Here is a 23074-nt window from a genome sequence, read left to right as displayed (position 1 = left end):
ACACACCCCGGCCTTCCCACCGAAGCCGTCCACCTCGCCTCTCAGCGAACCAGCAACACACCAGACCCACCGCCGCTCCATACACCAACAAACCCCCCTCCAAGCGTCAGGTTGGCTGCCTCCGGGCCAGGGCGCACGGCGCCGAATTTGACGAAGCACACGTCCTCTCCGGCCTCCGACCCGGCTCCGCAGTGGCAGACGGCCAGGCCATCGAGCTCGGAGCCGGCCCCCTGGAGCAGGATGGTGTCGCCCAGTCCCTGCACGTGCGTGGCCACGATCTCGCGTTCCACGCTCAGGCCCTCGTACACGGCCCCGGTCAGTGTGCGACAGATGCTCAGGGCGTCGGGGTGCTCGGCAGCGGGCAGCTGGCCGTACAGCACTCGGCCGGAGACTGCGGCACTGCCTGCGACCTGCTTCTTCATGATGGCTGTGAGAAATCGAGGCCAGAAACCGTACCGGCGGTAGAGCTCAAGGTGCTTGGGACTGTGCGAGAAGGTGAACAGGCCGAGGTGGCGGTTCTCCCAGGTGCCGAAGCAGTCCATGACCGGCTCCATGAGGCGCTTGCCGATGCCCTGGTCCCACCGGTCCGGACGGACGGTCAGCGGGCCGAAGTACCCGACGCTGCCCCAGTTGACGGCGAAGTTCGATGCAACGACTTCGCCCCCGATCGTCGCCACGAAGGCCGCCTGTGGATCGGCCGCCCAGCGAGTGCGGACGTAGTCGGCGGTCCCGAAGAACGTCTTCGGCTCGGGGGCCCCGAGGAACGTCCCGAAGGCGACCCTGAAGATCTCGTCGGCCCGATCCAGGTCCGCCTCACCCAGCGGGCGGACCGACACACGGCCCGTGCCACTCTTGTGCGCCCCTGCCGGTGGAATCATCGCTCTCTCCTTCCCGACCCCCTGTTTCATCGCACCACGGGCGTGCGCCGCAGGCGAGGCGAAAGGTCCACCGATACCCAGGGACCGAGGACCCGGCCGGTCTGCCTTGCCTGTCCGCCGGGAACTGCAGCAGTCACCAGGCCGAATACGACCGGTCAACAACGGCTACTACGGGTACCGAGGCCCAGGAAGGCCACCCCCTGCCCGAGTCAGTCGACGGGTGCTGTCCGTTCTCGTGAACATCGACCTCGGCCCCGGGCGGGCGCCTCCCAGAGTGCTGAACAATCGCCGTCTTGATCCGGTTCTGGCACAGATCTTGGGGAGCCTTCGCAGAGCGTCACCGAAGCAGGATTGATTTGCGGGAGTAGTTCGAATCCGGCTGGCCCGTAGGGATCTCTCTCGATCTTTGTGATGCGTTTCCCGGCACCCGCCGTGGATCCGGCGGGATGAGTTCAGTCCGCACGGCTCGTGGTCTGATCGGAGGAGCCTGATTGCCCGATCAGATACCCTGCGGCCATGGGGGACATAGGGCTGGCTGCGCTAGGGAGCAACGACACGTCGAGGTCTGAGGGCCCGTCGTGGTGGAGGCAACTGGTGCCGGTGTGGGTGAACTTCATCATCGGGTTGCCCGCCATGGTGCCCTTGCACTCGGCATGGTTGCTGCTGACTGAGTACCGCTCTTGCGCGTTCAACAGCACAGGGTTTCAGAGTCACTGCGGCAGTGTCGACGTCATCGAAGGGGCCGGGTGGGCCAGGGGCGGCGTCGTTATTTTCGGCGGGCTTGGTTTGTTGCTGGTCGTCGCAGTTGATGTGCTCTTCCCCGCGGCCTATGGACGTCGGATCCGACCGTGGATGCTTGGGATGCTCGTCATCCCAGTTCCCTATCTGATCGCCATCGCAGGACTTGCCCTGGTCGGTTGAGATACTGCCCGGCAACCTCGTTCACCGAGTGGGATCAGTGTGGTGCGGGAACTCGATCCTGGTGCAGGCCTTGGGTAAGGGCTGCGGAGGGTTACCGAGGCAGGGTCATCTTGCGCAACAGTTCGAATCCAGCTCGGCCGTAGAGTTGCCTTTTGATCTTCTTGATGCGGTTTACGGCACCCTCGACACTGCCGGAGCTCCACCCCAGGGTGAGCCCGGCTGTCACGGCCTCGAAATCTCGGAGCAAGTGGAGTGCGAAGCCGGTGAGGCCGGGCAGTTGGCTGGCATTGACGGCCTCGACCCAACCGGAGAGTGTGGCGCCGAGGCGGTTGCTCAGTATCTCGCCGAAGTCGCGGATGTGCCCGGCGGCCGTGTCCAGTTCGGGGCAGCGGGCCAGGACCTCCTTCAGATGGGCGCAGTCTTCCTCATCCAGGGCCGTGGGGTGACGGGTGAGCCAGCCGGTTACCTGCCGCACCGTCGGGGGTCGGGGCGGCGGGCTGGCCGGAGTCGCGCGCAGGGTGGCGATGTGGGCGCGAACCATCTGGTAAGTGACGGGCGCGTTGTCGGCAAGTAGTTCACGGTGGAGGTGAGTGACGCTGGTGCATCCTTCTGCAAAGCGTCGTTCAAGGTAGGGCTTGTAGGGGTCCAGCCTGCTGGACCGGGGAGGGTTCTCGCGGATGGTGTCCTGCCAGCGTGCGGCGGTTGCGTACCGGAGCACGGTGTTGAGGCCCCAGCCCAGGTGCCGGGCGATCGCCCGGCGTGAGTGGCCTTGGGCGAGCATCTCGTGGACCAGCACGTGTGCGGCCTTCTTGCGCTCCGCCCGCAGTCCGACGGGTTCGCAGTCGTCCTGCGGTCGACTAAGTCCCGGACTGACCGACTCCAGTAGTGTTCCGCTGGGCGACGGGCTGCGCAGGCAGTCGCGGTGGGCGGCGACGCAGGTCTCCACGGCCCGGCCGAGGCCCTGCCACAGATGGAACCGGTCAGCGACCTGCAGGGCGTCGGGGGCACCGCGTCGGCCCACCCTCGGCGTATGCGCCGGCTCGGTCCCGGCAGATGATCTCCACGCCTGGGTGACGGATCAGCCACGCGGCCAGCGGCCCGGCTTCACGCGTCGGGAGCACATCGACCACGCGATGGGCTTCAACGCTGGTCGAGACGGTGGAATAGGTCTGGCCGCGACGGATCGCGAAGTCGTCCACACCCAGCACTCGCGGCGTGCTGAACTGTGGATCAGGCAATGCCATGACCCTGCGTAACAAGGTCATTCTTCCCGCGCCGAAGCCCAGCTGAGCGGCCAGGCGGGCACCGGCACGCCCGGCCAGCGCGAGCCCCACGCCCTCCAGGGCGTGGTTGAGCCGGGTGGTGAACCGTGCGTACGGGGCGGCCAACCGCGAGAACGGCTCGGCGAACGTCCGACGGGGACAGTCCGCCGCCCACAAATGAAACGCCGGACCACCAACCGGATCACGACGCCCTGCTCGGCGATCGGGAGATCCTTCAATCTGCGCTGATAGCGGTCGTGTACCCGGTCCGAGAAGCGGCCACAGTTTGGACACTCCGCCCCGGCCGCCCGGCCTCTCGCCACCACCTCGGCCGTGCCGAACAGGGCGGTCACCGTCTCGACGTCCCCCTCGTCGATACCGTCGAACACGAGCGAATCCCAGAACGATGCATTGGTCAGCATGACCAGCACGATCACCGTCGAGGGCTGACCACGGCAGAGAGGATCGCGAACTTGACGGAGCGTCACTTGGGACTGCAGGGGAACCGGGCGTGCGCGGTCTCCCTTGCCCCAGCCCCTCGCAATCGAACATTAAGGTAACGCTCCGCGATGGCTCCCCAAGATCTGTGACAGAGCCCAGATCCCACGTACAAAGCCACCAGGCCGAAGGCCGGGACACCGAGCGGAGTGCCTGTGTGCTCGACGCCCAGAGCATCAAGACCTCCGCGAACGTGCCGGCCACGGGGCAGGGCATCGACGCGGGCAAGAAGATCGCAGGCCGCAAGCGTCACCTCAGCGTCGACACTCTCGGCCTGCTGCCGGCGGTCTGGGTCACTGCTGCCAGCGTCTCCGACAAAGTCGGCGGCATCCACCTGCTCTCCCGGATCGCCGCCGCGAACCCGCGGGTCACCAAGGCTTGGACCGACACCGGCTACCGCACCAAAGCCATCGAGCACGGCGCCCGCCTGGGCATCGACATCGAAGCCGTCCACCGGGATCCCACCGCGAAGGGCTTCAAGGTGATCCCACGACGCTGGGTCGTTGAGCGGACCTTCGGCTGGCTCATGCACCACCGCCGCCTCGCCCGCGACCACGAGACCCACCCGCACCGCTCCGAAGCCATGATCCGCCTCGCGATGATCGACACCTCATAAGCAGACGCCTCACCCGCGAATCCACCCCGAACTGGCGCGGCACCCGACTTCGAACCAAACACCCCCGCCGGGACAAAACGCTCTTTCAGCGCGGCGGCTCTCTCCGAGCAGGGGCAGGTCAGTCCGGAGTGATGCCGGTGAGGACAGCGAGAACGGCGAGACGGATGCGGTTGTCTCGGCCCGTCTTCGCCATCAGGCTCGCCACGTGCGTCTTCACCGTGGTGACCCCGAGATGCAGCCGGTCGGCGATCTCCTTGTTGGACAGGCCCACGCCGAGCAGGCCGAGTACCTCCCGCTCGCGCCGGGTGATGACCGGAACCGGGAGGTCCGTAGGGGTGTCGGAGGAGGAACGGGCGTGGAGAGCCTGGGCGACGAGGCGGTGAAGGATGTCCCGGCTGAAGGGGGCCTCTCCGTTGGCGGCCCGGCGTACAGCGTCCAGGAGTTCGATCGGTGGGGTGTCCTTGACGAGGAAACCGCAGGCTCCGGCCGCGAGCACCGGATACAGATGGTCGTCGTCGTCGAACGTGGTGAGGGCGACGATCCGGGTGGCAGGGCGCGCTGCCAGGATGCGGCGGGTGGCCGTGATGCCGTCCATGCCGGGCATTCTCAGGTCCATGAGGACGACGTCGGGAGTGAGGCGTCCAGCCAGTCGTACCGCCTCCGCTCCGTTGTCCGCCTCGCCCTGGATCTCGATGTCCTGAGCTTGCTCGAAGAGCATGCGCAGTCCCATGCGGACGAGCTGCTGGTCGTCGACGACGAGGATGCGGATCACAGTTGGGGCTCCATGTCGGGCGCGAAGGCGGGCAGTTCGGCCGTGAGCCGCCAGCCCCGAGCCGCGGGGCCCGCATCCAGCCGGCCGCCGAGCAGGTCCACGCGTTCGCGCATGCCGATCAAGCCGTGTCCGGATGGGCCGGGGGCCGATGGCCGCGTTCGGCCGGCCCCGTCGTCGTGGATCGTCACGTGTACGGCGTCATCGGCCACGCGCACGGCCAACTCCGCGTGTGCGCCGGGCCCGCCGTGCTTGGCCGCGTTGGCCAAGCCCTCCTGTGCCAGGCGGAGGACCGCCAGGCCACGTACCGCGTCGAGTCGTGCGACACGGGGATCCACGGAAGCGGTTACGGCCAGGCCGGTCTGGCGGCTGTGTTCCACCACCGACTCCAATGCCGCCGACAGCGCCCCGGGCGAGACCAGAGAACCAGTGTCGGGACCGGTACGGTCCGGGGCGCGCAGTACTGCCACCAGGCGCCGCAGATCAGTCAGTGCCGCGCCGGCACTGGAGTGCAGGTCGTCGAGGACGTCGGTGATCCGCGGGTCGGTGGTGCTGGTGGCGGCGATGACATGCCGGGCGACACCAACGCGCAGCACCATGGAGGAGACATGGTGGGCCACGAGGTCATGCAACTCGCGCGCGATGGTGGTGCGCTCCGCTGCCCGGGCGGCCAGCAGCAGTTGTTCGGCACGGAGTTCCTGCTGTTCTGTGTGCTGACGGGCGTGCACTGTGGCGTCGCGGGTCACGCGTACATACGCGCCCAGGAGCAGTGGCAGGCCTGCGACGATGCCCGTCTTGTAGAGCACCGGAAGAAGTTCGCCGGGCAGGTCCTCAAGACGGTTAACAGCGACGGCAAGCGCCAGTGCCGTCGTCCCAGCGGCCAGCCGGCGCCCGGACTGCCGAACCGCCAGCTCGAAGAGAGTCACGGCGGCCAGCACCTTCAACGAAGAAACGGTGCTCGCGCCCAGAGCGTGTGCGACAACGAGCAGGACCGACTGCGCCAGCAGCGCGCCGCACGCCCACTTACCCGCAGCCAGGCACAGCACGAGCCCGGCTGCGGCAAAGACCCAGTCCTGTGCTCCGGACGGCCGCTGCAGCAGCAGGAAATCGCCGATCAGGACGCCGGCGAGCGCAAAGACCCGTATGACGGCGAATCTCCTGTCGAACGCAAGCTCGATCCAAGATCGGTTCACGCGGCCCACGATAGGCGGACGCCCGCGCACCTGGGGTCCTGCCATAGGAGGAGGGCCACTCCTCCTACCGGCCGCGATGTCCGGCCCGAGGACGGAGTCGTATGCCCCGGGCGGGCTGCCAGTGTGGTCGCCATGGACACGAAGGCGAACACGGACACGAGTACCAACACGAGTGCGGATTCCGCGACCACGGGGCGGCGGTCCCTCCTCGGTGGCGCTGCCGCCCTGGGCCTGGCGAGCGCGGCCTTCGGCACCACCGCCCATGCGGTCGGCGCCCAGTCCAGGTCCCGCACCAAGGCCGGCCGCTTCCAGGGACAGTCGGTGCTCATCACGGGTGCCACATCGGGTATCGGCAGGGCGGCGGCGAAGGCGTTCGCCGGAGAGGGTGCCCATGTCGGATTCTGTGGCAGGCGAGCCGACTTGGGGCGCCAGGTGGAACAGGAGATACGGGACGCGGGCGGCGAAGCCACGTACATCCAGGCCGATGTCCGGATAGCCGCCCAGGTACAGAGCTTCGTGGACCGGGTCGCGAGCCGTTACGGCAGCATCGACGTGGCCTTCAACAACGCCGGTGTCGGCGGCGGCAAACTACCCCATGAGATGAGCGTCGAGGAGTGGGATGACGTCCAGGCCACCAACGCCCGAGGCGTGTTCCTCGCGATCAAGTACGAGATCCCGCACATGCTCAGGGCGCAACGCGGCGTCATCATCTGTACCTCGTCGTCAGCGGCTGAACAGGCGCGGCCGAACGGCGCCGCCTACACCGCAAGCAAGCGGGCGGTGCAGGGCATAGTGAAGTCCGCGGCGCTCGCGTACGGGTCCAAGGGAATCAGGCTCAACGCCCTGCTGCCCGGCACCACCGACACCCCCTTCGTCCGCCCGCCGGGAATCCCGGACGCGGAATGGGCCAAGTACAAGCAGGCATGGGGGCCGCTCAACGTCGACGGTCTCGAACGGATGGCCGACGCCGAGGAGATCGCGCGCGCGGTGCTCGGGCTCGCGTCCGACGACTTCCCATATATGACGGGTGCGTCGGTCACGGTGGACGGCGGAAGCACGACGGGCCGGAAAATGATCCAGCCGAGCGCTACCTGAGAGGTCGCTTTCAGCTACTTTGTGCCGCTTAATTGTCGATATCAACTTTTCTTCGAACGAGGCGGGCAATGTGGGCTTCGCTCACGCCCCATCAATCGCGCCAGTCCCTGAAGTCTCCCGAGGGCCGCTCCGTCACGGTGACTTGTTGAGATGAAACAGGCTCTGTCGATGAAAACGACCTCTGACGACCGCCGCCAGTTCGGCATGTCTCATGAGACATGCCGAAGTCTGGAGAAGCTGGGATAGTCGAACTCACCGCAGGTCAATTCCACCGCGCTGACGACGAGAACGCTTACCTGACGATCAACCGGCACCCGGTGGTACTCCCACCGAAACTGGCCCGCCTCATCGAAGACCACCTCCGTGAAACCACCACACTGCAGCGACAACCACAGGACACGGAGAGGTTTCTCCTCCCCGGGTAGATCCCTGGTCGGCCTCGCAATCCTGTGGGCCTCGGAGACACAATGAAGCGCCACAGCCTACCGGCCCGGGCAGCGCGCAACACCGCCATGATGGAAGCGCTCACCGACCTTCCACCCATCGTTATCTCAGATCTCGTCGGCATCAGCCCCGTCACTGCTGCCCGCTGGGCCAGGCTCGCGGGCGACAACTGGTCCGACTACCTCGCCACCCCGACAGCCAGCCCAAAGAAGGTGAACTGCGCATCACGTCGCTCCGTGAAGCAGCCGACATGGCAGCGCTTCCTCGGTCACCTCGTGATCTTCATCTGCCTGCACCCAGTACAAGCGGGCCCCCGGAGTCCGGGTGACGGCTTCCTCAAGACGTCCGTCCGTGAGAGGGCCCCCACTCCGTCCTCAAGCGCCCATCCAGCGGACAGCATGCCGTTGGCTACAGTCTCGCGGAAGGAGATGCGACGCCCTGGTTCACAGAGATACAACTTCCCTTCGCCGGTGGCGTGTTCGGTGATGTCGGTGAGCCACAGCCGGTTCGGGCCGGTCGCGGTGAAGTCACGGCGGACCAGGTCGTCGTGCACCGGAGGGCCGGCCTTCTTGGTACTGCCGCGCTTCTTGCCGAACACGCTCCACCAGTTGTTGTCCCGGCAGATCCGCCACGCGGTCCGGTCAGCCATGCCGGATCCCGCGCTGCGGGCTTCGTCGGCCAGGAACCGGTAGCCGAACTCCGGATCCTCGCGGTGCGCGTCGAACAACGCGTTCGCACGTGTGGCCTGATCGAACTCGGCATCGGTCACCGGCCGCTCCAGCCACCGGTAGTACGGCTGGCGGGCGAGTTTCAGGACCCTGCACGTGACCGTGACGGGAATTCCGCCCGTGGCCAGCTCTTTCACGAGCGGGTAGATCCTTTTCCCGGCAGGTGTGCCTGCGACAGGTAGGCCGCGGACCGGCGCAGGACCTCGTTCTCCTGCTCCAGCAGCTTGATCCGCCGACGAGCTTCCCGTAGTTCCGCGTTGTCCTGGCTGGTCGTTCCGGGCTTGGTCCCCTCGTCGATGTCCGCGCGGCGCATCCATTTCCACAGCGTCATCGCGTGCACTCCGAAATCGGCGGCCACCTGCTCGACCGTCGCGCCGGGCCGCAGTTCCTCGCGACCCGTACGACATCCTCGCGAAACTCTTGCGGTAAGGCTTGGGCACAGCGACATCCTTCCCACCCGCCCCACAGGGCAAGCCAGTTCAGATGTCACCCGATCGTGCAGCAGACCCGAATGCACCCGGCGTCGACTCGGTGGCCATCGGCTTCGCAGTCGCCGCGAACAGCACCTGCAGCGGTTCAAAACCCAGCGCCTGCCGGGCCCTGAACAGCGAGGACTTCGCTGGAACATGCCAGTTACCCAGCAGTCCCAGGCCCGGCAATCCCGCGACCAAATGTCGCACGACTTCGAGATACGGAGCAGGCGAGAACAGCGCCAGTCCCAAGACGAGGTACACAACCAACCTGGACTGCGGCGCACCCGCCGTCCGTACGTTGGAGGCGATCACTTGGTTGGGCCTTTTGCCGCTGATCGTGCAATGAGTTGCTGGTCAAGGCCTGCGCGGTTCCGCTACCACCTTGGTAGAGGGCGATAGCCTTGCTCCTCTCGGCTGATGGCCATCATCTGGTCCACGTCATCGACACGACGCGGAGACCCCATCGAACTCACTGCTGGAGAAGGCAAGATGATCACAAGGTCACCCTCGGCCGGGCGCGGGCCCGCAGCGTCCCCGGCCAACAAGTAGGCAGATTCTCTATAGGCGTGCCTTTGTCGAGTGAGCCAGATGCAGTGAGCAGCGCCTACGCCTTCTCTGGTCTGCCAAGCACCCAACGCAGAGGCATCGTAGGTTTGTTCACGCCTTGTCTGCCGCGGCGCGTTCGGCGTGCTAGCTACTGTTCGGTTCGGTAACCCCATCTGCCGACGCAGGAGCGCCAGGTCGTACACCACGCGGAGGAACAGTTCTCCGGACCAGCCTTTAACGGCAACCATGATGAGATCAGATGAAGTAGCGTCGAGCACAATACGGCGCATCTCCCGATCATCACCCGAACCGAACACGTAGCCGTCGGTTCGCGCGATGAGCACTATACGGATACCGCCTGCTGGCCGGTTGGACCATGCCCGTATCGACTGAGGTGACCACCCTGTTCGCCTGCGCCACCACCGGCCTCGGATTTCCTGTTTCACGCTTCCGCTTGGCGGCCACACACCCCCGACAGACATCAGTGGCTCCCCTCGCCGCCGCCCCGATTTCCGGCGTAGATGGCCAATAGGTCCCCTGTGGTCCGCCACCGCAAACCGCCCAGAGGGTAGCGCAAGCACACCACCAACACGACGCGGTACGCCGCCTCCTGCGAAAGCCCGGACACGTCCAAGATCATCCGTTGGCGGACGGTCTCGGTTCCGATGCGCCGCTGTTCACGATAAAAGAACGGGAGAGGGATGACCGCGGCACGACGATCAAGGGCGCAATGATCATCGTCAGGCTGACTCTCGAAGAGGCCTAGCAGGGCCAGGGCGGTATCAGACTGGGCATCGCTGCCGACGAAGTGAGCAGCAATCTCACCGATCGTCTCCCGAGGCGGACCGACAAGCAGCGCTGCATAGTGGATCCGCTTACCAAGGCGTCCCTTGTTCTCCACCGTCACCACCGCAGTGGGCAAGCGGCTCCCGTCCACCCCCTCAACCACCTCCACAGCGAGGTCGAGATGCAGGTAGGCGAGCAGTGACTCCAAGAACCGCCAAAGGAAGGCAAGGGCGCCCAGGCCCCCACCGACAATCCCGACGAGTGATGCCGTATCACTCATGGCCCATGCTGCTCCTTGTGGGCTGACCAGCGAAGTGGACAGGAAGGAACCGGCACCGACGGGGGATGCGGTACCGGGCCTGCGAATCACCGTACTTGCTGGTGCAGTACGGATGGGGCTGTTCCGTGGCGTTGGCGGTTGCGGGCCTGGACCGCCCGTGGCGCCGGCGGAACGTGTCCATCGGCCCCACGGCTGCCACCCTGGGTCAGGCGATCGGACGAGCCTGTGACGGTTATGATCTCCGCCGCCGTGGTCAGCACCGAGAGATGGTCGGTGTCCTCGGCCAGGGACACGGCCTGGGTGCTGTGGGCGATGGCGTCGCCCCAGCGTCCCGCGCGCTATTCGGCCTCGGCGAGGTAGCCCAGCAAGGGCACGACCATTCCCCGCAGGCCGCCCCTGCGGTGTGCGGCGGAGGCCTAGCGCAGGTCGCGGCAGGCGGCCAGGTACTCCCCGTTCCACATGCGCAGCGTGCCGCGGGCGGACAACCCCTCCAGTGCCTTCGCACCAGAGCAGGGGCCTTGTTCGGGCACGTGGGCGACGGTTTTGATCCCTTCGCCGTACTGCCCTGTCAGGGCCAGTGCGTAAGCGAATTCGTCGCGCAGGAACGAGGCTCGGCACTGGGTTCGGTGCCAAGTCCGCGGCGGGCCAGCGGACCGCCCCGTGCGCGTCACTCTGGATGAGACACAGCCCGGCCATCTGCTCGGCGATGCAACGTACGGTATCCGGCTCGGTGTCGGCGCTCCGGCTTTGCCAGGCGGCGGTGAGCTCCCGGCGAGCCTCGTCCTGGCGGCCGGACACCAGGGCGATATGCCCAAGTACGTACTGCTGCTGCGCGGCCCGCCGACCAGGCGCCCCCGCCGGCCTGCCAGGCGGCGTACCCGGCCAGTTCGTCAGCGAGGTCCGCATCCGGCCGCACTGCGGCACGGGCCCGGTGGCACAGCGCCTCGGCAGCTCGTCGGCGAGCCGTGCCGCCACCTCGTGCAACTCCGAGCGCCGCCGCGGGCCCAACCTCTGGTAGACGGCGGCCTGTTGCAGGGGATGCGCGAAGATCGCCCGAGGCAGGTCGGCGGCCGGATCTTCGGCCAGCAGCCCTGCAGCGACCGCCTCCTCCAGGGCGTCCAGGGGGTGGCCACTCCGCCAACCCGTGCAGCCAGGTGGAGCGGACTGGACATGCCGAGCACGCTGGCGGCGCCCACCAGTTGCCGTATTCTGGGCTATCCGGAGACCGCTCGCCAGCTGGAGATTCGCCTCCCACGGTGCCATCCCACGAACCGTCCTGCCGACAGCGCGGATCTGACTGCGGCACACGCAGACCACGGGCCGACCGTCTTCGACCGGCTGATCACAATCTTCGAGGACCGTGCCCCAGGCATCCTGCGGCTTCAGTAACCACCAATGCCTGGTCTTCACAGCTCCGGCAACTAGGAGCGGTGGACGTCGAGGCGGCTGGGTCGGGGGCGGCGAGTTCCTCGCCGCAGCTTGAGGGGGAGGTGATCTGCCGGGACCGGGCCGGAGCCTACGCCGAAGGCGCCGCGCTCGAGGGGCGGCGGATGAGCCAGCCGGTGACCTGCCGGACACTCGGCGGCGCCGGAGGCCGGGCAGGGGCGGTTGGCCCACTGCAGACGGCTGCGGGAGTCGTTCCCGCGCGCGGTGGCGCACCGACCGTGTCTATCCCGCGGCCACGGGTCCGGTATGGAGTTCGCGGACCAGCTGCGGGGTGAGGAGTTCGCCGGCGCGGTCGGCGAGGACGGCCATTTCGTAGCCGACCAGGCCGACGTCGCATCCTTCGGCGGCCAGGACGCCGAGGCAGCTTCCGTCGCGGATGCGGCCGACCATGAGGAAGCCGCCGAGCATTTCGATCATGACGAGTTTCATGCCGCGGAAGCCGTGCGCCGACGCCGCGTTCTGGGCGAGGCTGGTGATGCCGGAGACGATGGCGGCGAGGTGGTCGGCGCTGTCTCGGCCGAGGCTGTCGGAGGCGGCCATGAGCAGGCCGTCGGAGGAGACCGCGATGGCGTCGGTGACACCGTCGGCGGTGCGGACGAACTCCGAGATGAGCCAGCCGAAACTCTGGACGGCGGTGGTCACGATGACACTCCTTGAGTGGTTCGGGTTTCGGCACGGGCGACACCTGCTCGGAAACCGTTGAGCAGGGAGGAGACGGCGGGCCGGGCAGCCGCGGACGGTGCGGTGGAGGGGGTCTCGGCGGGAGAGAGAAGGCGGCCGGGGAGGGCGAGGAGTGCGGACAGGCCGCCGCCGGGAGTGTCGAAGAGGTGGACCTGGGTGCCGTCACCGAGGCGGTGGGCGAGACGGCCGACGACGAGGTGGCCGAGGAAGCGGGTGGGTGCGGCGAGGAGGGCCTCCTCCCCGGAGCCCGAGAAGCGGGTGTGGGCGCGTTCCCTGTCGGCTTCGGACATGCCGACGCCGTGGTCGACGACAGCGAAGCAGTACGTGTCGTCCTGGGTGTCGTGCCAGCCGTGCACCTCGACCGGTTGGATCGGTGGCGAGAAGGTGAGCCCGTTCTCGATGAGTTCGGCGAGGAGGTGGGCGATGTCGGCGACGGCGTGCCCGCGCACCCGTACCGGCTCCACGGCCGCGATCAGGACCCGCCGGTACTGCTCGACCTCGGCGACGGCGGACTGGACGACTTCCAGGCCGTCGGCCGGTGCCGCCGACGGCCGCGGCGGATTCTGCCCGGCCAGGACCAGCAGGTTTTCGGCGTTGCGCCGCATGCGGGTGGCGAGGTGGTCGAGTTCGAAGAGCTCGGCGAGGGCATCCGGGTCGAGTTCCTGCCGTTCCAGGCGGGTGATGAGGCCGAGTTGACGGCGTACGAGGTTCTGGTTGCGGCGGCCGAGGTTGGCAAGCGATTCAGTGGTGGTGCGGCGCAGGCCGGCCTGCTGGGCGGCGAGATGGAGGGCGGTGTGTTCCACCTGGCGCAGGGAGGCCGCGACCTGGGCGATCTCCGCGGCGCCGCCCAACAGTTGCGCGTCGCGGTGGTCCGGGATGTCCCCGGAGAGGAGGTGTTCCACCTGGTCGGGTGGGGACTGCTGGATACGTTCGACGGCCTGGGGCAGGCGGTTCCGCGCCACCTCGTGGGCGGCCTCGGCGAGCGCGCCGAGCGGGCGCGTGAGGGAACGGGAGGCGAAGGCGGCCAGGCCCGCGAGGAGGGCGGCGATCAGCGTTCCCGCGACGAGGTAGGCGACCAGGCCCAGTTCGGCGTCGTGGCTGAGCCGGTCGGCCCGGCCCTGCACATCGCCTCCGACCGACTGCTGGACGGCGTACAGATCATCGACGAGCACGGTCATCGCGTTCCACCAGGTGCCGGCGTCGGCATGCAGCGCGGAGCCGTCGGCGGCGTCCTCCGCCTGATTCTCGTAGGCGGTGGCGCGTTGGGCGTCGGCGGTGGCGAAGGCGTGTGTCAGGGCCGCGCGCTGGGGTGCGGTGGCCACCTGCCGGAAGCGGGCCAGGGCGGCGACGCGGGTGGCGCGCACCTCGGTGAAGGTGAGGTACTCGCGGCCGTGGAAGGCGCCCTCGGCGAACACGCCGTTGAGCAGCCCGCGTTCGAGAGCGACGGCCTCCTTGGCCGCGGCCAGCTCCCGCAACGCCGCCAGCCCGTCGCGCAGCCGGCGATCGGCGCCGGTCGTGGTCTCGGCCACCGGGTCGACGGCGTTCAGGGCGTCGATGGCGGTGGTGTAGAAGGTGAGGGTCGCGGCCCGGTCGGCGGTGCCCCGGTCGGCGGCGGCGCGGACGCCGGCCAGGCGCCCCAGGTGCTGCTGGACGACGCCCTCGACGGGGATGTCGCCGCGCATTCCGCGCAGCTCCGTGTCCACGCTCGTGCGGGTGGCGGACAGTGCGGAGCGGAACTGCTTCTCACCGCCCAACAGGCCGTTGGTCAGGCCGCGTTCACGTTGCAGCTGGTGCACCAGGGCCTGGATGCGCAGACTGAGGCCGACCTCGGCACGGGTCGTGCGGGCGTCGCCGAGTGCCTCGGCGCGGCCCTGCACGGCGAGACCGGCCACCGCCAGCAGCAGGCAGATCGGGACCGTGATGACCACCGTCACCCGGCCCCTGATGCTGCGCCAGCCGGGCACCGGTCGACGGCCCGGAGCCGTCCCGCCACCGGGGCGGTCCGCTGAACCACCCTTGCCCGAGAGGCCTTTGCGGATCGCGCTGAGCCTGCCGAACTGCCGCCGCAGCGGCTCCCACACCCTCATACGTCACGACGCTAGCGCGATCTCCGCGCCTTGCCGTTTCCCAACTGTTAGGCCGCGTGGGAGGTTCGGTTGCGACGCTCTCACACCGAGGAGCAGGAGGCTGAGAGCCCCGGTTCACACATCTGTGATCTGACATCCCGGCACCGACAGCAGTGGAACTCCGGGCGCGTCAGGCGGGCACGGCTGCCTAGGCTGTGCGGCGCGTTAGAGAAGCATCAAGTGGCTGGTCAGGGGCGATACTTGACCAAGCGGGGGTGTCCCGTGGTGACTTGACGCGGGAGGCGATGTGAGCGGCACCGGTGTGGGACTGGGCAAGGTCGAGGTGAGACTCAAGTGGGATCCGAGTCCCCTCGGGGAGCGGCCTCGCCATCTCGACATCATCGGCGCGACCTACTCCGCGGACGATCCCCTCGGGCGGCCGGTGTACGTCGTCCACTACGAGAGCCGGTCACCGGACGGCACCATCAACATGAATCGGCACAGCGAGACAGGCCTGGGCCTGGGGTTCGTCGAGGTGATGGTCCTGGAGCTGGAGCGGTTGTCGTCCGCCTATGGACGGGTCGTCGTAGGGGTCGTCATTCATCAGGACGGCGGCCCTCGCACCTTCGGTGACATATCCAATGCCGGGGTGCTGGTCGTCGAAGGGTACAGAGAACTGCTGGCGGACGACTTCGCGGGCGTCGCCGAGTCTACGGCCATGACGGTCGCGGAGTTTGTCAGGGACGACTCGGGTGCCTGGGAGTTTCGTGAGATGGTCCGCGGGTTCGACAGTGACCCGGTGGTCTTCACCGCGGAGATGGGCAGCGCCCGGCAGTGACGTCGGCTCCGCTGAGCTGGGGAGAACACGCCCCACGGGGACAACACTGGGGCGCTCCGTGCTGCGCCAACGTGTGCACCAGCTGGGCGGTCAACCTTTCGCGCGGGAGGCCGATGTGCTGGGGTTCGGCGGCGGCCTGGAGGCCTGTCTCGGCGAGCTTGTCGGCACGGAGGACGCGGCGGTTGCGCAGCCAGGTTTCCAGTCGCTTGGCTCCGAACCGTCGGAGGGCAGCCGGGGTCTGGTTGCCGGTCAACAGGGTTCAGCGGGCCGGTGTAGATGAGGTCCAGCGCGCTCCAGGCCCCGGAGGACGCCCGTGAGTTGAACGCGGAGCATGTCCACGGTGCGGCGGCATCCTTGGCGTCGGTTTTGCCCTCGTCACGGTAGCTTTCGCAGGCGCGGTGGATGGCCCGACTGGAGATGTAGTGCACCGGCTGGTCGCGGTTGAGCAGGATGGCGATGGCCAGGGCGGCTCCGCCGTCGCCAGGCCGATGCCCGACCAGTGACCACCTATCGCCCCGAGCCGCCGCCGGGATCCCCCTTTCATCAGGCAACTGCCCCTACAGCGCCGCATCGTCCGCGGCGCTGCCGACGTATCCGCAACCGATCTACGGACCCGAATTCAGTGCGAACCGCCGCGCGACCTACGACCAGCTGCGCGTTCTGGGGCCTATCGTCCCGTGCGAGATCGCCCCCGGCGTCTACGGATACATCACCACCGCCTACCGCTCGGCCCTGTACCTACTGCGCAACACGCCCATGCTGTTCGCCAAGGACCCGATCCACTGGCAGGCACTCCGGGATGGAGAGGTGCCGCGGACAGCCCGGCTCGGATGATGACGCAGCCACGTCGGAGCGCTCTGTGGCTGGACGCGGACGCCCACGCCCGCCTGCGCGGCGCCATCACGGACAGCCTGGCATGGGTTGACAGCCATGCCCTGGCCACCACCGTGGCGCGAATCGCCGACCGGCTCCTCGACCGGGTCACCCTTCTCGAACATGCCGATCTCGTCACCGACTTCGCCGACCCCTTGCCGATGCAGGTGCTGATCGAGATGTTCGGCTGCCCGCCCGCCCTGGGCCGGCCCATCGTCATCGCGATCGCCAAGCTCTTCGACACCACACAGGATGCCGCCCGGGCAACGTTGAACTGGAGGCGGCCTGCCTCGCCCTGACCCGCCTCAAACGACACCAGCCCGCAGCCGACGTCACTTCCTGGCTGATCGCCCACCCCGCGCTGCTGAATGACGCCGAGATGATCCGGCAGATCCTCCTCGTCATCGGCGCCGGCACCACCCCCTCCACCAACCTGATCGCCAACAGCCTGCTCCTACTGATCACAGACGAGCGCTGCAGCGGCGACATCCACACTGGCGTTCGACCCGTCGCCGACGCCCTCGATCACGTCCTGTGGGAAGACCCCCGATCTCCGACTACTGCCCGCTGTACCCGCGCGACCACCACACCTACGAGGGCGTCCCCTTGCGCGCCCCGGCGTGCCGATCCTGGTGTCCTTCGCCGCGGCCAACAGCGACCCCACCCTCGACCAGAGCGCCCACCGCCGTTCAGGAAACAGGGCACACACCTCGCCTTCGGTGCCGGCATCCGCGCCTGCCCCGCTCCCGACCTGGCCCGCGTCATCGCGGAGACCGCCATCGAACGCGTCCTGGACCGCCTGCCCGACCTCGCGCTCGCTTGCCCGCGCAGCGACCTGGTGCGCCGTCCCGGCACTTTCCACAGCGGTTGGACCAGCCTCCCCGTCAGCTTCCCTCGCACGACACCGCCCGCCCCTCACCCTTACGGAGGCACCTGATGACCGCAACAATGCCCAGGCCTGGCTGCCCCTTCGTCATTGACGCCACGGCATCCGACATCCACGGCGAGGCCATGCGACTGCGCGCCATGGGCCCGGCCGCCAGGGTCGAACTTCCCGGCGGCATCGAGGCATGGTCCAACCCTGCCGGTGCAGCGCTCCGGCCTCGCCTCGGCCTGCGTCACCACCAGCCGCCAACTCGGCACCACGATGGGCGTGGCCGTGCTCGGCCTGATCGTCGCGACGCAGGGGGGCTCCGCCCCCGCGGGCGAGAACTACGCCGACGGCTTCGTCAGCGGACTGCACATCGCGGGCCTCGCGAGTGGCATCGCGACCCTGGCCGGGGCAATGCTCGTCAGCCTGTCCGCGCGTACGTCCGGCACGTCAGCCGCAAAAAGTCCAAGGACCCACTCCGCTGCCTGAGTTGACCCAGCCCCTCACACACAGCAGGCGCATCCCGCGGCGCATCCTTGCCCGCCATCCTCGAACCGGCCCCCCGGCACCGCGCAGCAACTGTCACCGCGCCAGGCGTCTCGCCCCTCCTTCACAGCGATCCCCGCTATGACCAGGGCTGCGGCCGGGTCGGCCCAGCTCCAGCCGAGCGCGGCGTTGGCGACGAGCCCGACCAGGAGCACTGCCGACAGATAGGTGCACAGGAGGGTCTGCTTCGAGTCGGCCACGACGGACGCCGAGCCCAGTTCGCGACCTGCCTTCCGCTGGGCGGAGGACAGGAGGGGCATCACCGCGAGCGAGACGGCGGCCAGAGCGATGCCCGTGTACGAGCGACCCGCCGCCCCCGCCACGGCGAAGGCTCGTACCGACTCCACGGCGACGTAGGCCGCAAAGGCGAAGAAGGACACCGCGGTGATCCGCAGCGCCCGCCACTCCCTGGCCTCGCGCACCGCATGATCGGTCGCCGAGAACTGCCAGGCGACAGCCGCTGCGGACGACACCTCGATCACCGAGTCGAGCCCGAAGCCGATGAGCGCGGCGGAGGAGGAAGCGGCGCCGGCAGCCAGGGCGATGGCCGCCTCGACGACGTTGTAGGCGATGGTCACGCCGACCAGCAGCCGTATCCGTCGGGTCAGCGTCTCGCGGCGGTCACTGGAGGGCAGGGCTGTCTCGCTACCCATCAGCAGCAGCCCCTCTCCTCGGCGTCCGGGCAGGTGCGGTCGACCTCCACCGCCACCACGGCCGTCCGCAGGTCCTGCAGAGCGTGCCCGAGCCGGGGGTCGGCCAGCTCGTACCGGGTGCGGCGGCCCACCGGCACGGCGACGACCAGCCCGCAGTCGCGCAGGCACGCCAGGTGGTTGGAGAGCCGGGTGCGGGAGATCCCCAACTCGTCCGCCAGATCGGACGGATGGGCCGGGGCCTCACGCAGTGCGAGCAGCAGGCGGCAGCGGATCGGGTCGGCGAGCGCACGGCCGAAACGGGCGAGCACCTCGACCTCGGAAGCGAGAGTCAGCACATGCCGACGGTACAGCACATCCTGAATTCATCACATCATGTCGCGCGGAGCCGAGAATTCACCGACACATGACCGACCGCTCATATGGCGATGGATTTCATTTTCATCTACGGTGGAGGAGATGGGAGCGCACCAACCGGCGAGCGCCTTGGGGGTGATCTGTGTGAGCAGCCGGACGACCCGGCAGCGAGCAACGGTCCTGCGAGTCCTGACCGGCTGCAAGGACTTCGTGTCGGCGCAGGAGTTGTACGGCCTGATGACCGCGGACGGGACCCGGATCGGGCTGACCACCGTCTACCGTGCGCTGCGCGACCTGGAGGCGTCAGGCGGTGTCGACGTCGTACGCGACGACGCCGGCGAGCGGCTCTACCGTCGTCGCCCCGACGACGGACACCGCCACTACCTGATCTGTCGAGGCTGCGGCCGCAGCCGCCCGGTCGATTCCGACGTCGTCGTGCAGTGGGCCGGCCAGATCGCCTCCGACACCGGCTTCGCCGCAGTGGAGCACACCGTCGCACTCACCGGCACCTGCGCCGGCTGCCAACCCGCCCCGGACGAAGGAGAACCGCCGCCATGCCACTGGGAGCCCGCCCGGGAAGACCGGGACCGAGCCCGCGCCTGCGCGAACTGAAGGAGACCGTGCGCACGCTGCTCGGCCTCGACGAGGACACCGCCGTCATGGTCCGGGAGCTCGCCTGTACCGAGCCGGGCTGCCCGCCGTTGGAGACGGTCGTCGCCGTTCTCCCGATGGACGGCGAGGCCCGCCGCTGGACCCTGCACCGCCCCGCCGAACAGATCACCGAGGACGACCTGCGGGCCGCCCTGCTCGACACCCCGCACGAAGGAGCCTGCGCATGACCACCCCCGAACCCCGTGACGAGCGCGTCCCCGTCACCGTCCTGACCGGCTTCCTCGGCTCGGGCAAAACCACCCTCCTCAACCGCATCCTCACCGAGCAGCACGGACTGCGGATCGCCGTCATCGAGAACGAGTTCGGTGAGGTCGGCATCGACGACGCCCTCGTCCTCGACGCCGAGGAAGAGATCTTCGAGATGAACAACGGCTGCATCTGCTGCACCGTGCGCGGGGACCTCATCCGCATCCTGGGCGCCTTGATGCGCAGGCGCGAGAAGTTCGACCATATCCTCATCGAGACCACCGGGCTCGCCGATCCGGCGCCGGTCGCGCAGACCTTCTTCATGGACGACGAGATCGCCGGCCAGCTGCGCCTGGACGCGATCGTCACGCTCGTCGACGCCGCCCACGTGCTCCAGCATCTGGACGAGGTCAAGCCGGAGGGTGTGGAGAACGAGGCCGTCGAGCAGATCGCCTTCGCCGACCGGATCGTGCTCAACAAGACCGACCTGGCCGGCGAGGCCACCATCGCCGAGGTCACCGCGCGCATCCGCGCCATCAACAGCGGTGTACGCATCATCCCGGCCCAGCACGCGCAGCTGGACCTCCAGCAGGTGCTGGACGTGGGCGCATTCGACCTGGAGCGGGTACTCGCCGAGGACCCGTCCTTCCTCACCGAGACCGAGCACCAGCACGACCTCACCGTCACCTCGGTCGGCATCGACCTGCCAGGCGAGCTCGACGAGGACCGGCTCAACAGGTGGCTGGGGCAGTTGCTCCGCACCAAGGGCGTCGACATCTTCCGCTCCAAGGGCATCCTCGCCATCGCCGGAGCACCGAAGCAGTACGTCTTCCAGGGCGTGCACATGCTGCTGGACGGCGAGTTCGGGCGGGACTGGCGAGACGGCGAGGAGCGGCGCAACCGGCTCGTGTTCATCGGCCGCAACCTCGACCGCGAGGCTCTGGAGCGCGGGTTCGCGGACTGCCTGGCCACGGCGGGAGCGGCCGCGTGAGCGTCACCATGGATTCCGATCTCGCCACCGCGTGGGAGGTCACCGTCGACGATGCGCCCGTCGCACTCAGCGCGTGCGATGACCTGGTCGCCGTCGCCGGAGCCGAAGGCACTGTCCGCGTCCTCGACGCGGCCATGGGCGCCGAGATCGGCGCCCTCGAACTGCCCGGCGGCGCGCTCAGCGTCGAACTGGCCCCAGACGCAAGGCACTTGGTGGTCACCGGGCCGATGGGTTACGCGCTGTGGCGACGCGCGGACGGGCGGGTGACCGTACGAGAGAACGGCTCCTGGTCGGCCGCCGCCGCGTGGGCCGACGGCGACCGGGTCGCGGTCGCCTCCGGCCGCCGTGCGCTCGTACTCAACCCGGACGGCGGGGAGTTGTGGCGTTCGGAGCCGGCCGCGTCGACGGTCACCGACGTCGCCTGGATGCGGCAGGGGCGGCGCCTGGCCGTGGCGGCGTACGGAGCAGTGCAGGGTCACGAGCGGCACACCGAGAAGCCGGTGGTGACCTACCCGTATATCGGCTCGCACCTCGCGCTCGCCGTCGCACCCACTGGGAAGTGGATCTGCAGCGGCAACCAGGACGCGTCCATCCACATCTGGCGTACGCGGGACGGCAGCGAACTGACCATGTCCGGCTACCCGGAGAAGGTCTCCCGGCTCACCTTCGACGAGACCGGGTTCTGGCTGACCGCCGACGGCGCGCCGGACGTCACGGTGTGGGACTTCTCGGGCAAGGGCCCAGCCGGTACGGCGCCTCGATCGCTGCGCTGCCACGAGACGGTCACCGCGCTGGCCTGGCGGCCGGGCGCCGCCGGGCATCTGGCCAGCGGTGGCGACGACGGCACGGTGGCGCTGTGGCACGCGACGGCCGGGCGGCCCCAGGCACTCCTGCGCCCGGCGCGCACCCTGGACAGCGGCGATTCCCCGGTGGCCGCGCTGGCCTGGGCCGGACCGCATCTGCTGGTCACGGCACTGCGTGACGGCTGCGTGCGGGCGTACGGCGTGTCTTCACGGGCCGCGCTGTGAACCCTCGTACGCCTCCCGGGCCCCGAGCCTCCCGTACCGTGATGATCGGAGCCGCCGGACTGCGGCCCTGCACCCTGGTCGTCTGCCGGGGATGCTGCTGCGGCAACCCGCGTAAGCACCCCGGCGCCGACCACGCCTGGCAGCTGGAGCGGCTGCGCGCCGGGGCCGCCGCGTCCGCCGGCGGCTTCGAGGTCCGTACGACGGACTGTCTCGGCCCGTGCACGCGGAGCGGACGTCGGCGACGTACGCCTGAGGACTCCGGGCCGGGCAGCGGTCGCAGCCACGGCGCTGCCCGGCCCGGCACACACACGAGCGAGGGAGGCCGACCATAACGGAACGCGGTGTGCACCTGGGCACGGTCCAGGAGACACTCCTCATCCCGCTGTACGGCCGGGCGGTGGAGAACCGCAATCCGGATCCCGCCCTGCGCGACCCCCGGGCTGAGGACATTGTCGCGTCGCTCGACTACGACTTCGCGCGCTTCGACAACCTGCCCAGTCTGATCGGCACGGTGTTGCGCACCAGCCTGTTCGACCGGTGGGCCGCGGACCTCCTCACCGCCCATCCCACCGGCACCGTGGTGGAGATCGGTGTCGGACTCAACACCTGTCACGAACGCCTCGACAACGGCCAGGCCCGCTGGTTCGACCTCGACCTGCCCGACGTGATCGACCTGCGCCGGACCTTCTTCACCGACACCCCACGCCGGACGATGATCGCCGCATCGGTCACGGACGAGGCATGGACCGGAGCGGTGAAATCCCCGGGCCCGTACCTCTTTTCCGGGGCGCGGCCTCGGTGGCGGGAATCCCGGCGGGCGCGGCGGTCAGCCACGCGGCCTCCATGATCACATACACCGCATGGGCACCGACCGTGGTGCGCAGCCAAGGAGAGAAGCCTATGACATCGTCACCCATAGTTGAGATCTCCGGCGGACGGACCCACCGCGTCGACCGTACCGGCCACGTCCCAACCGGGTACGTACGGCAGCCCGGCCGGCAGCGGCGCCCGGAATCGACCGGCACGAATCATGAGGTCAACCGGGTGTAGGACCGGGTATCGCTGGCTCGCAGTCAGAAGCCGATCCCGTGCAACAGCAGTCAAGGCGAAATGCCGTCGTGAAGAACCGCCACAGCCAAGCTCGTGAGAGTCGGCTCTATTTCTCAGGGCCGCACCGAAAGCCATTCAGGTGCAGATTTGGAAGGGGATGCCGATCCGCCCCGGAACGCACAATCCTCCAAGCCTCCCGTGAAGTCGCACAGCCCAGGGCGCTCAGCTTCAGGAGTTCTGGTGCCGCCCGGTTTTGGGGGTAGACGCCTGGCGTAACTACTGACCTTGAATGCGTGATGTCGTCATGGTGAGGCGGGTGCCAATCCGGTG

Annotated in this window: 27 protein-coding genes and 1 pseudogene; 13 read left to right on the top strand and 15 right to left on the bottom strand. The window is 68.5% G+C overall.

Features of this window, described 5'->3' with window-relative positions; all coding sequences use genetic code 11:
- Positions 1 to 41: 41 nt before the first annotated feature.
- On the bottom strand, positions 42 to 878 hold the full coding sequence (locus ACFWP7_RS37420) for a GNAT family N-acetyltransferase (protein WP_384391326.1): 837 nt from the start codon (positions 876 to 878) through the stop codon (positions 42 to 44).
- 606 nt (positions 879 to 1484) lie between these two features.
- Between ACFWP7_RS37420 and ACFWP7_RS37415 the strand changes: the two genes are divergently transcribed.
- Entirely contained in the window at positions 1485 to 1799 is a 315-nt protein-coding gene (locus tag ACFWP7_RS37415) for a hypothetical protein (protein WP_384391324.1), read from the top strand.
- A gap of 91 nt (positions 1800 to 1890) precedes the next feature.
- Here the strand turns inward: ACFWP7_RS37415 and ACFWP7_RS37410 are convergent, their stop codons facing one another.
- The 3 genes from ACFWP7_RS37410 to ACFWP7_RS37400 are packed head-to-tail and all read right to left on the bottom strand — an operon-like array spanning position 1891 to position 3498.
- A complete protein-coding gene (locus ACFWP7_RS37410) occupies positions 1891 to 2820 on the bottom strand; it encodes a transposase (protein ID WP_384391321.1) in 930 nt (309 codons plus the stop codon).
- On the bottom strand, positions 2780 to 3043 hold the full coding sequence (locus ACFWP7_RS37405; RefSeq protein ID WP_384391319.1) for a transposase: 264 nt from the start codon (positions 3041 to 3043) through the stop codon (positions 2780 to 2782). Before ACFWP7_RS37405 ends, ACFWP7_RS37410 begins: the two co-directional genes overlap by 41 nt.
- A 17-nt stretch (positions 3044 to 3060) precedes the next feature.
- Entirely contained in the window at positions 3061 to 3498 is a 438-nt protein-coding gene (locus ACFWP7_RS37400; RefSeq protein ID WP_384391318.1) for a transposase family protein, read from the bottom strand.
- Between the two features lie 182 nt (positions 3499 to 3680).
- Here ACFWP7_RS37400 and ACFWP7_RS37395 point away from each other — a divergent pair.
- Positions 3681 to 4213 (top strand): annotated as a pseudogene (locus ACFWP7_RS37395) (transposase); the annotation flags it as partial.
- A gap of 80 nt (positions 4214 to 4293) precedes the next feature.
- On the opposite strand, the gene ACFWP7_RS37390 reads toward ACFWP7_RS37395, so the two are convergent.
- Both ACFWP7_RS37390 and ACFWP7_RS37385 read right to left on the bottom strand, forming a co-directional pair.
- Positions 4294 to 4947 (bottom strand): response regulator, encoded by a 654-nt coding sequence (locus tag ACFWP7_RS37390; protein WP_384391315.1) that lies wholly within the window; start codon positions 4945 to 4947, stop codon positions 4294 to 4296.
- A complete protein-coding gene (locus ACFWP7_RS37385; RefSeq protein WP_384391313.1) occupies positions 4944 to 6137 on the bottom strand; it encodes a sensor histidine kinase in 1194 nt (397 codons plus the stop codon). Before ACFWP7_RS37385 ends, ACFWP7_RS37390 begins: the two co-directional genes overlap by 4 nt.
- Positions 6138 to 6269: 132 nt before the next feature.
- On the opposite strand from ACFWP7_RS37385, the gene ACFWP7_RS37380 reads away from it, so the two are divergent.
- Positions 6270 to 7232, top strand: coding sequence for an SDR family NAD(P)-dependent oxidoreductase (locus ACFWP7_RS37380; RefSeq protein ID WP_384391310.1), 963 nt, complete (start codon positions 6270 to 6272; stop codon positions 7230 to 7232).
- 712 nt (positions 7233 to 7944) lie between these two features.
- Here the strand turns inward: ACFWP7_RS37380 and ACFWP7_RS37375 are convergent.
- The 6 genes from ACFWP7_RS37375 to ACFWP7_RS37350 form a co-directional block, all read right to left on the bottom strand.
- Complete coding sequence (locus ACFWP7_RS37375; protein WP_384391307.1) at positions 7945 to 8541, bottom strand: hypothetical protein; 597 nt, start codon at positions 8539 to 8541, stop codon at positions 7945 to 7947.
- On the bottom strand, positions 8538 to 8852 hold the full coding sequence (locus ACFWP7_RS37370) for a transposase (RefSeq protein WP_384391304.1): 315 nt from the start codon (positions 8850 to 8852) through the stop codon (positions 8538 to 8540). The genes ACFWP7_RS37375 and ACFWP7_RS37370 overlap by 4 nt, the downstream gene beginning before the upstream one ends.
- A 31-nt stretch (positions 8853 to 8883) precedes the next feature.
- Positions 8884 to 9189 carry a transposase domain-containing protein gene (locus tag ACFWP7_RS37365; protein WP_384391301.1) on the bottom strand — a complete coding sequence of 102 codons (306 nt, stop codon included), beginning with the start codon at positions 9187 to 9189 and terminating at the stop codon, positions 8884 to 8886.
- Between the two features lie 715 nt (positions 9190 to 9904).
- Positions 9905 to 10489: a hypothetical protein gene (locus ACFWP7_RS37360; RefSeq protein WP_384391298.1), complete on the bottom strand. Its 585-nt coding sequence runs from the start codon at positions 10487 to 10489 to the stop codon at positions 9905 to 9907.
- Between the two features lie 1668 nt (positions 10490 to 12157).
- Positions 12158 to 12577 (bottom strand): roadblock/LC7 domain-containing protein, encoded by a 420-nt coding sequence (locus ACFWP7_RS37355; RefSeq protein WP_384391295.1) that lies wholly within the window; start codon positions 12575 to 12577, stop codon positions 12158 to 12160.
- Positions 12574 to 14703, bottom strand: coding sequence for a nitrate- and nitrite sensing domain-containing protein (locus ACFWP7_RS37350; protein ID WP_384391292.1), 2130 nt, complete (start codon positions 14701 to 14703; stop codon positions 12574 to 12576). Before ACFWP7_RS37350 ends, ACFWP7_RS37355 begins: the two co-directional genes overlap by 4 nt.
- 286 nt (positions 14704 to 14989) lie before the next feature.
- Here ACFWP7_RS37350 and ACFWP7_RS37345 point away from each other — a divergent pair, with 286 nt between their 5' ends.
- The 4 genes from ACFWP7_RS37345 to ACFWP7_RS37330 all read left to right on the top strand — a co-directional run bounded on the left by ACFWP7_RS37345 (position 14990) and on the right by ACFWP7_RS37330 (position 17753).
- Entirely contained in the window at positions 14990 to 15520 is a 531-nt protein-coding gene (locus ACFWP7_RS37345) for a TerD family protein (protein ID WP_384391289.1), read from the top strand.
- Positions 15521 to 15976: 456 nt separating this feature from the next.
- Positions 15977 to 16354: a hypothetical protein gene (locus tag ACFWP7_RS37340; protein ID WP_384391286.1), complete on the top strand. Its 378-nt coding sequence runs from the start codon at positions 15977 to 15979 to the stop codon at positions 16352 to 16354.
- Positions 16351 to 16692, top strand: coding sequence for a hypothetical protein (locus ACFWP7_RS37335; RefSeq protein WP_384391284.1), 342 nt, complete (start codon positions 16351 to 16353; stop codon positions 16690 to 16692). The genes ACFWP7_RS37340 and ACFWP7_RS37335 overlap by 4 nt, the downstream gene beginning before the upstream one ends.
- Before the next feature lie 788 nt (positions 16693 to 17480).
- Positions 17481 to 17753, top strand: coding sequence for a hypothetical protein (locus tag ACFWP7_RS37330; protein ID WP_384391281.1), 273 nt, complete (start codon positions 17481 to 17483; stop codon positions 17751 to 17753).
- Between the two features lie 14 nt (positions 17754 to 17767).
- Here ACFWP7_RS37330 and ACFWP7_RS37325 read toward each other — a convergent pair whose 3' ends face one another.
- Both ACFWP7_RS37325 and ACFWP7_RS37320 read right to left on the bottom strand, forming a co-directional pair.
- Positions 17768 to 18463, bottom strand: coding sequence for a cation transporter (locus tag ACFWP7_RS37325; protein ID WP_384391278.1), 696 nt, complete (start codon positions 18461 to 18463; stop codon positions 17768 to 17770).
- Positions 18463 to 18798 carry an ArsR/SmtB family transcription factor gene (locus tag ACFWP7_RS37320; RefSeq protein WP_384391276.1) on the bottom strand — a complete coding sequence of 112 codons (336 nt, stop codon included), beginning with the start codon at positions 18796 to 18798 and terminating at the stop codon, positions 18463 to 18465. The genes ACFWP7_RS37325 and ACFWP7_RS37320 overlap by 1 nt, the downstream gene beginning before the upstream one ends.
- A 121-nt stretch (positions 18799 to 18919) precedes the next feature.
- Between ACFWP7_RS37320 and ACFWP7_RS37315 the strand changes: the two genes are divergently transcribed.
- From ACFWP7_RS37315 to ACFWP7_RS37290, 6 genes are read left to right on the top strand one after another with little or no spacing between them, the layout of a single operon-like run.
- Complete coding sequence (locus tag ACFWP7_RS37315) at positions 18920 to 19429, top strand: Fur family transcriptional regulator (protein ID WP_384391273.1); 510 nt, start codon at positions 18920 to 18922, stop codon at positions 19427 to 19429.
- 8 nt (positions 19430 to 19437) lie between these two features.
- A complete protein-coding gene (locus ACFWP7_RS37310) occupies positions 19438 to 19656 on the top strand; it encodes a hypothetical protein (RefSeq protein WP_384391271.1) in 219 nt (72 codons plus the stop codon).
- A complete protein-coding gene (locus ACFWP7_RS37305; RefSeq protein WP_384391268.1) occupies positions 19653 to 20666 on the top strand; it encodes a CobW family GTP-binding protein in 1014 nt (337 codons plus the stop codon). Before ACFWP7_RS37310 ends, ACFWP7_RS37305 begins: the two co-directional genes overlap by 4 nt.
- Positions 20663 to 21694 (top strand): WD40 repeat domain-containing protein, encoded by a 1032-nt coding sequence (locus ACFWP7_RS37300; protein WP_384391265.1) that lies wholly within the window; start codon positions 20663 to 20665, stop codon positions 21692 to 21694. Before ACFWP7_RS37305 ends, ACFWP7_RS37300 begins: the two co-directional genes overlap by 4 nt.
- A gap of 41 nt (positions 21695 to 21735) precedes the next feature.
- Positions 21736 to 22026: a hypothetical protein gene (locus ACFWP7_RS37295; protein WP_384391262.1), complete on the top strand. Its 291-nt coding sequence runs from the start codon at positions 21736 to 21738 to the stop codon at positions 22024 to 22026.
- 11 nt (positions 22027 to 22037) lie between these two features.
- Positions 22038 to 22541 (top strand): class I SAM-dependent methyltransferase, encoded by a 504-nt coding sequence (locus ACFWP7_RS37290; RefSeq protein ID WP_384391259.1) that lies wholly within the window; start codon positions 22038 to 22040, stop codon positions 22539 to 22541.
- Positions 22542 to 22603: 62 nt separating this feature from the next.
- Here ACFWP7_RS37290 and ACFWP7_RS37285 read toward each other — a convergent pair whose 3' ends face one another.
- The gene (locus ACFWP7_RS37285; protein WP_384391256.1) at positions 22604 to 22879 is read right to left on the bottom strand and encodes an alcohol dehydrogenase catalytic domain-containing protein; all 276 of its coding nucleotides are present in this window, start codon (positions 22877 to 22879) and stop codon (positions 22604 to 22606) included.
- Positions 22880 to 23074: the final 195 nt, after the last annotated feature.

Origin of the sequence: Streptomyces sp. NPDC058470 (assembly GCF_042721055.1) — a bacterium.
Lineage (GTDB): Bacteria > Actinomycetota > Actinomycetes > Streptomycetales > Streptomycetaceae > Streptomyces.
The sequence above is the reverse complement of the archived record's forward strand: the minus strand, read 5'-3'. Positions and strand labels throughout refer to the sequence as shown.

Bases quoted from the DNA above. Each gene is read 5' to 3' on its own strand.
- ACFWP7_RS37370 (WP_384391304.1), bottom strand. From the start codon at position 8,852: ATGTCGCTGTGCCCAAGCCTTACCGCAAGAGTTTCGCGAGGATGTCGT.
- ACFWP7_RS37340 (WP_384391286.1), top strand. From the start codon at position 15,977: ATGGCCAGGGCGGCTCCGCCGTCGCCAGGCCGATGCCCGACCAGTGAC.
- ACFWP7_RS37305 (WP_384391268.1), top strand. From the start codon at position 19,653: ATGACCACCCCCGAACCCCGTGACGAGCGCGTCCCCGTCACCGTCCTG.
- ACFWP7_RS37380 (WP_384391310.1), top strand. From the start codon at position 6,270: ATGGACACGAAGGCGAACACGGACACGAGTACCAACACGAGTGCGGAT.
- ACFWP7_RS37295 (WP_384391262.1), top strand. From the start codon at position 21,736: ATGATCGGAGCCGCCGGACTGCGGCCCTGCACCCTGGTCGTCTGCCGG.
- ACFWP7_RS37420 (WP_384391326.1), bottom strand. From the start codon at position 878: ATGATTCCACCGGCAGGGGCGCACAAGAGTGGCACGGGCCGTGTGTCG.
- ACFWP7_RS37285 (WP_384391256.1), bottom strand. From the start codon at position 22,879: ATGGCTTTCGGTGCGGCCCTGAGAAATAGAGCCGACTCTCACGAGCTT.
- ACFWP7_RS37405 (WP_384391319.1), bottom strand. From the start codon at position 3,043: ATGGCATTGCCTGATCCACAGTTCAGCACGCCGCGAGTGCTGGGTGTG.
- ACFWP7_RS37335 (WP_384391284.1), top strand. From the start codon at position 16,351: ATGATGACGCAGCCACGTCGGAGCGCTCTGTGGCTGGACGCGGACGCC.
- ACFWP7_RS37315 (WP_384391273.1), top strand. From the start codon at position 18,920: ATGGGAGCGCACCAACCGGCGAGCGCCTTGGGGGTGATCTGTGTGAGC.
- ACFWP7_RS37325 (WP_384391278.1), bottom strand. From the start codon at position 18,463: ATGGGTAGCGAGACAGCCCTGCCCTCCAGTGACCGCCGCGAGACGCTG.
- ACFWP7_RS37350 (WP_384391292.1), bottom strand. From the start codon at position 14,703: ATGAGGGTGTGGGAGCCGCTGCGGCGGCAGTTCGGCAGGCTCAGCGCG.
- ACFWP7_RS37360 (WP_384391298.1), bottom strand. From the start codon at position 10,489: ATGAGTGATACGGCATCACTCGTCGGGATTGTCGGTGGGGGCCTGGGC.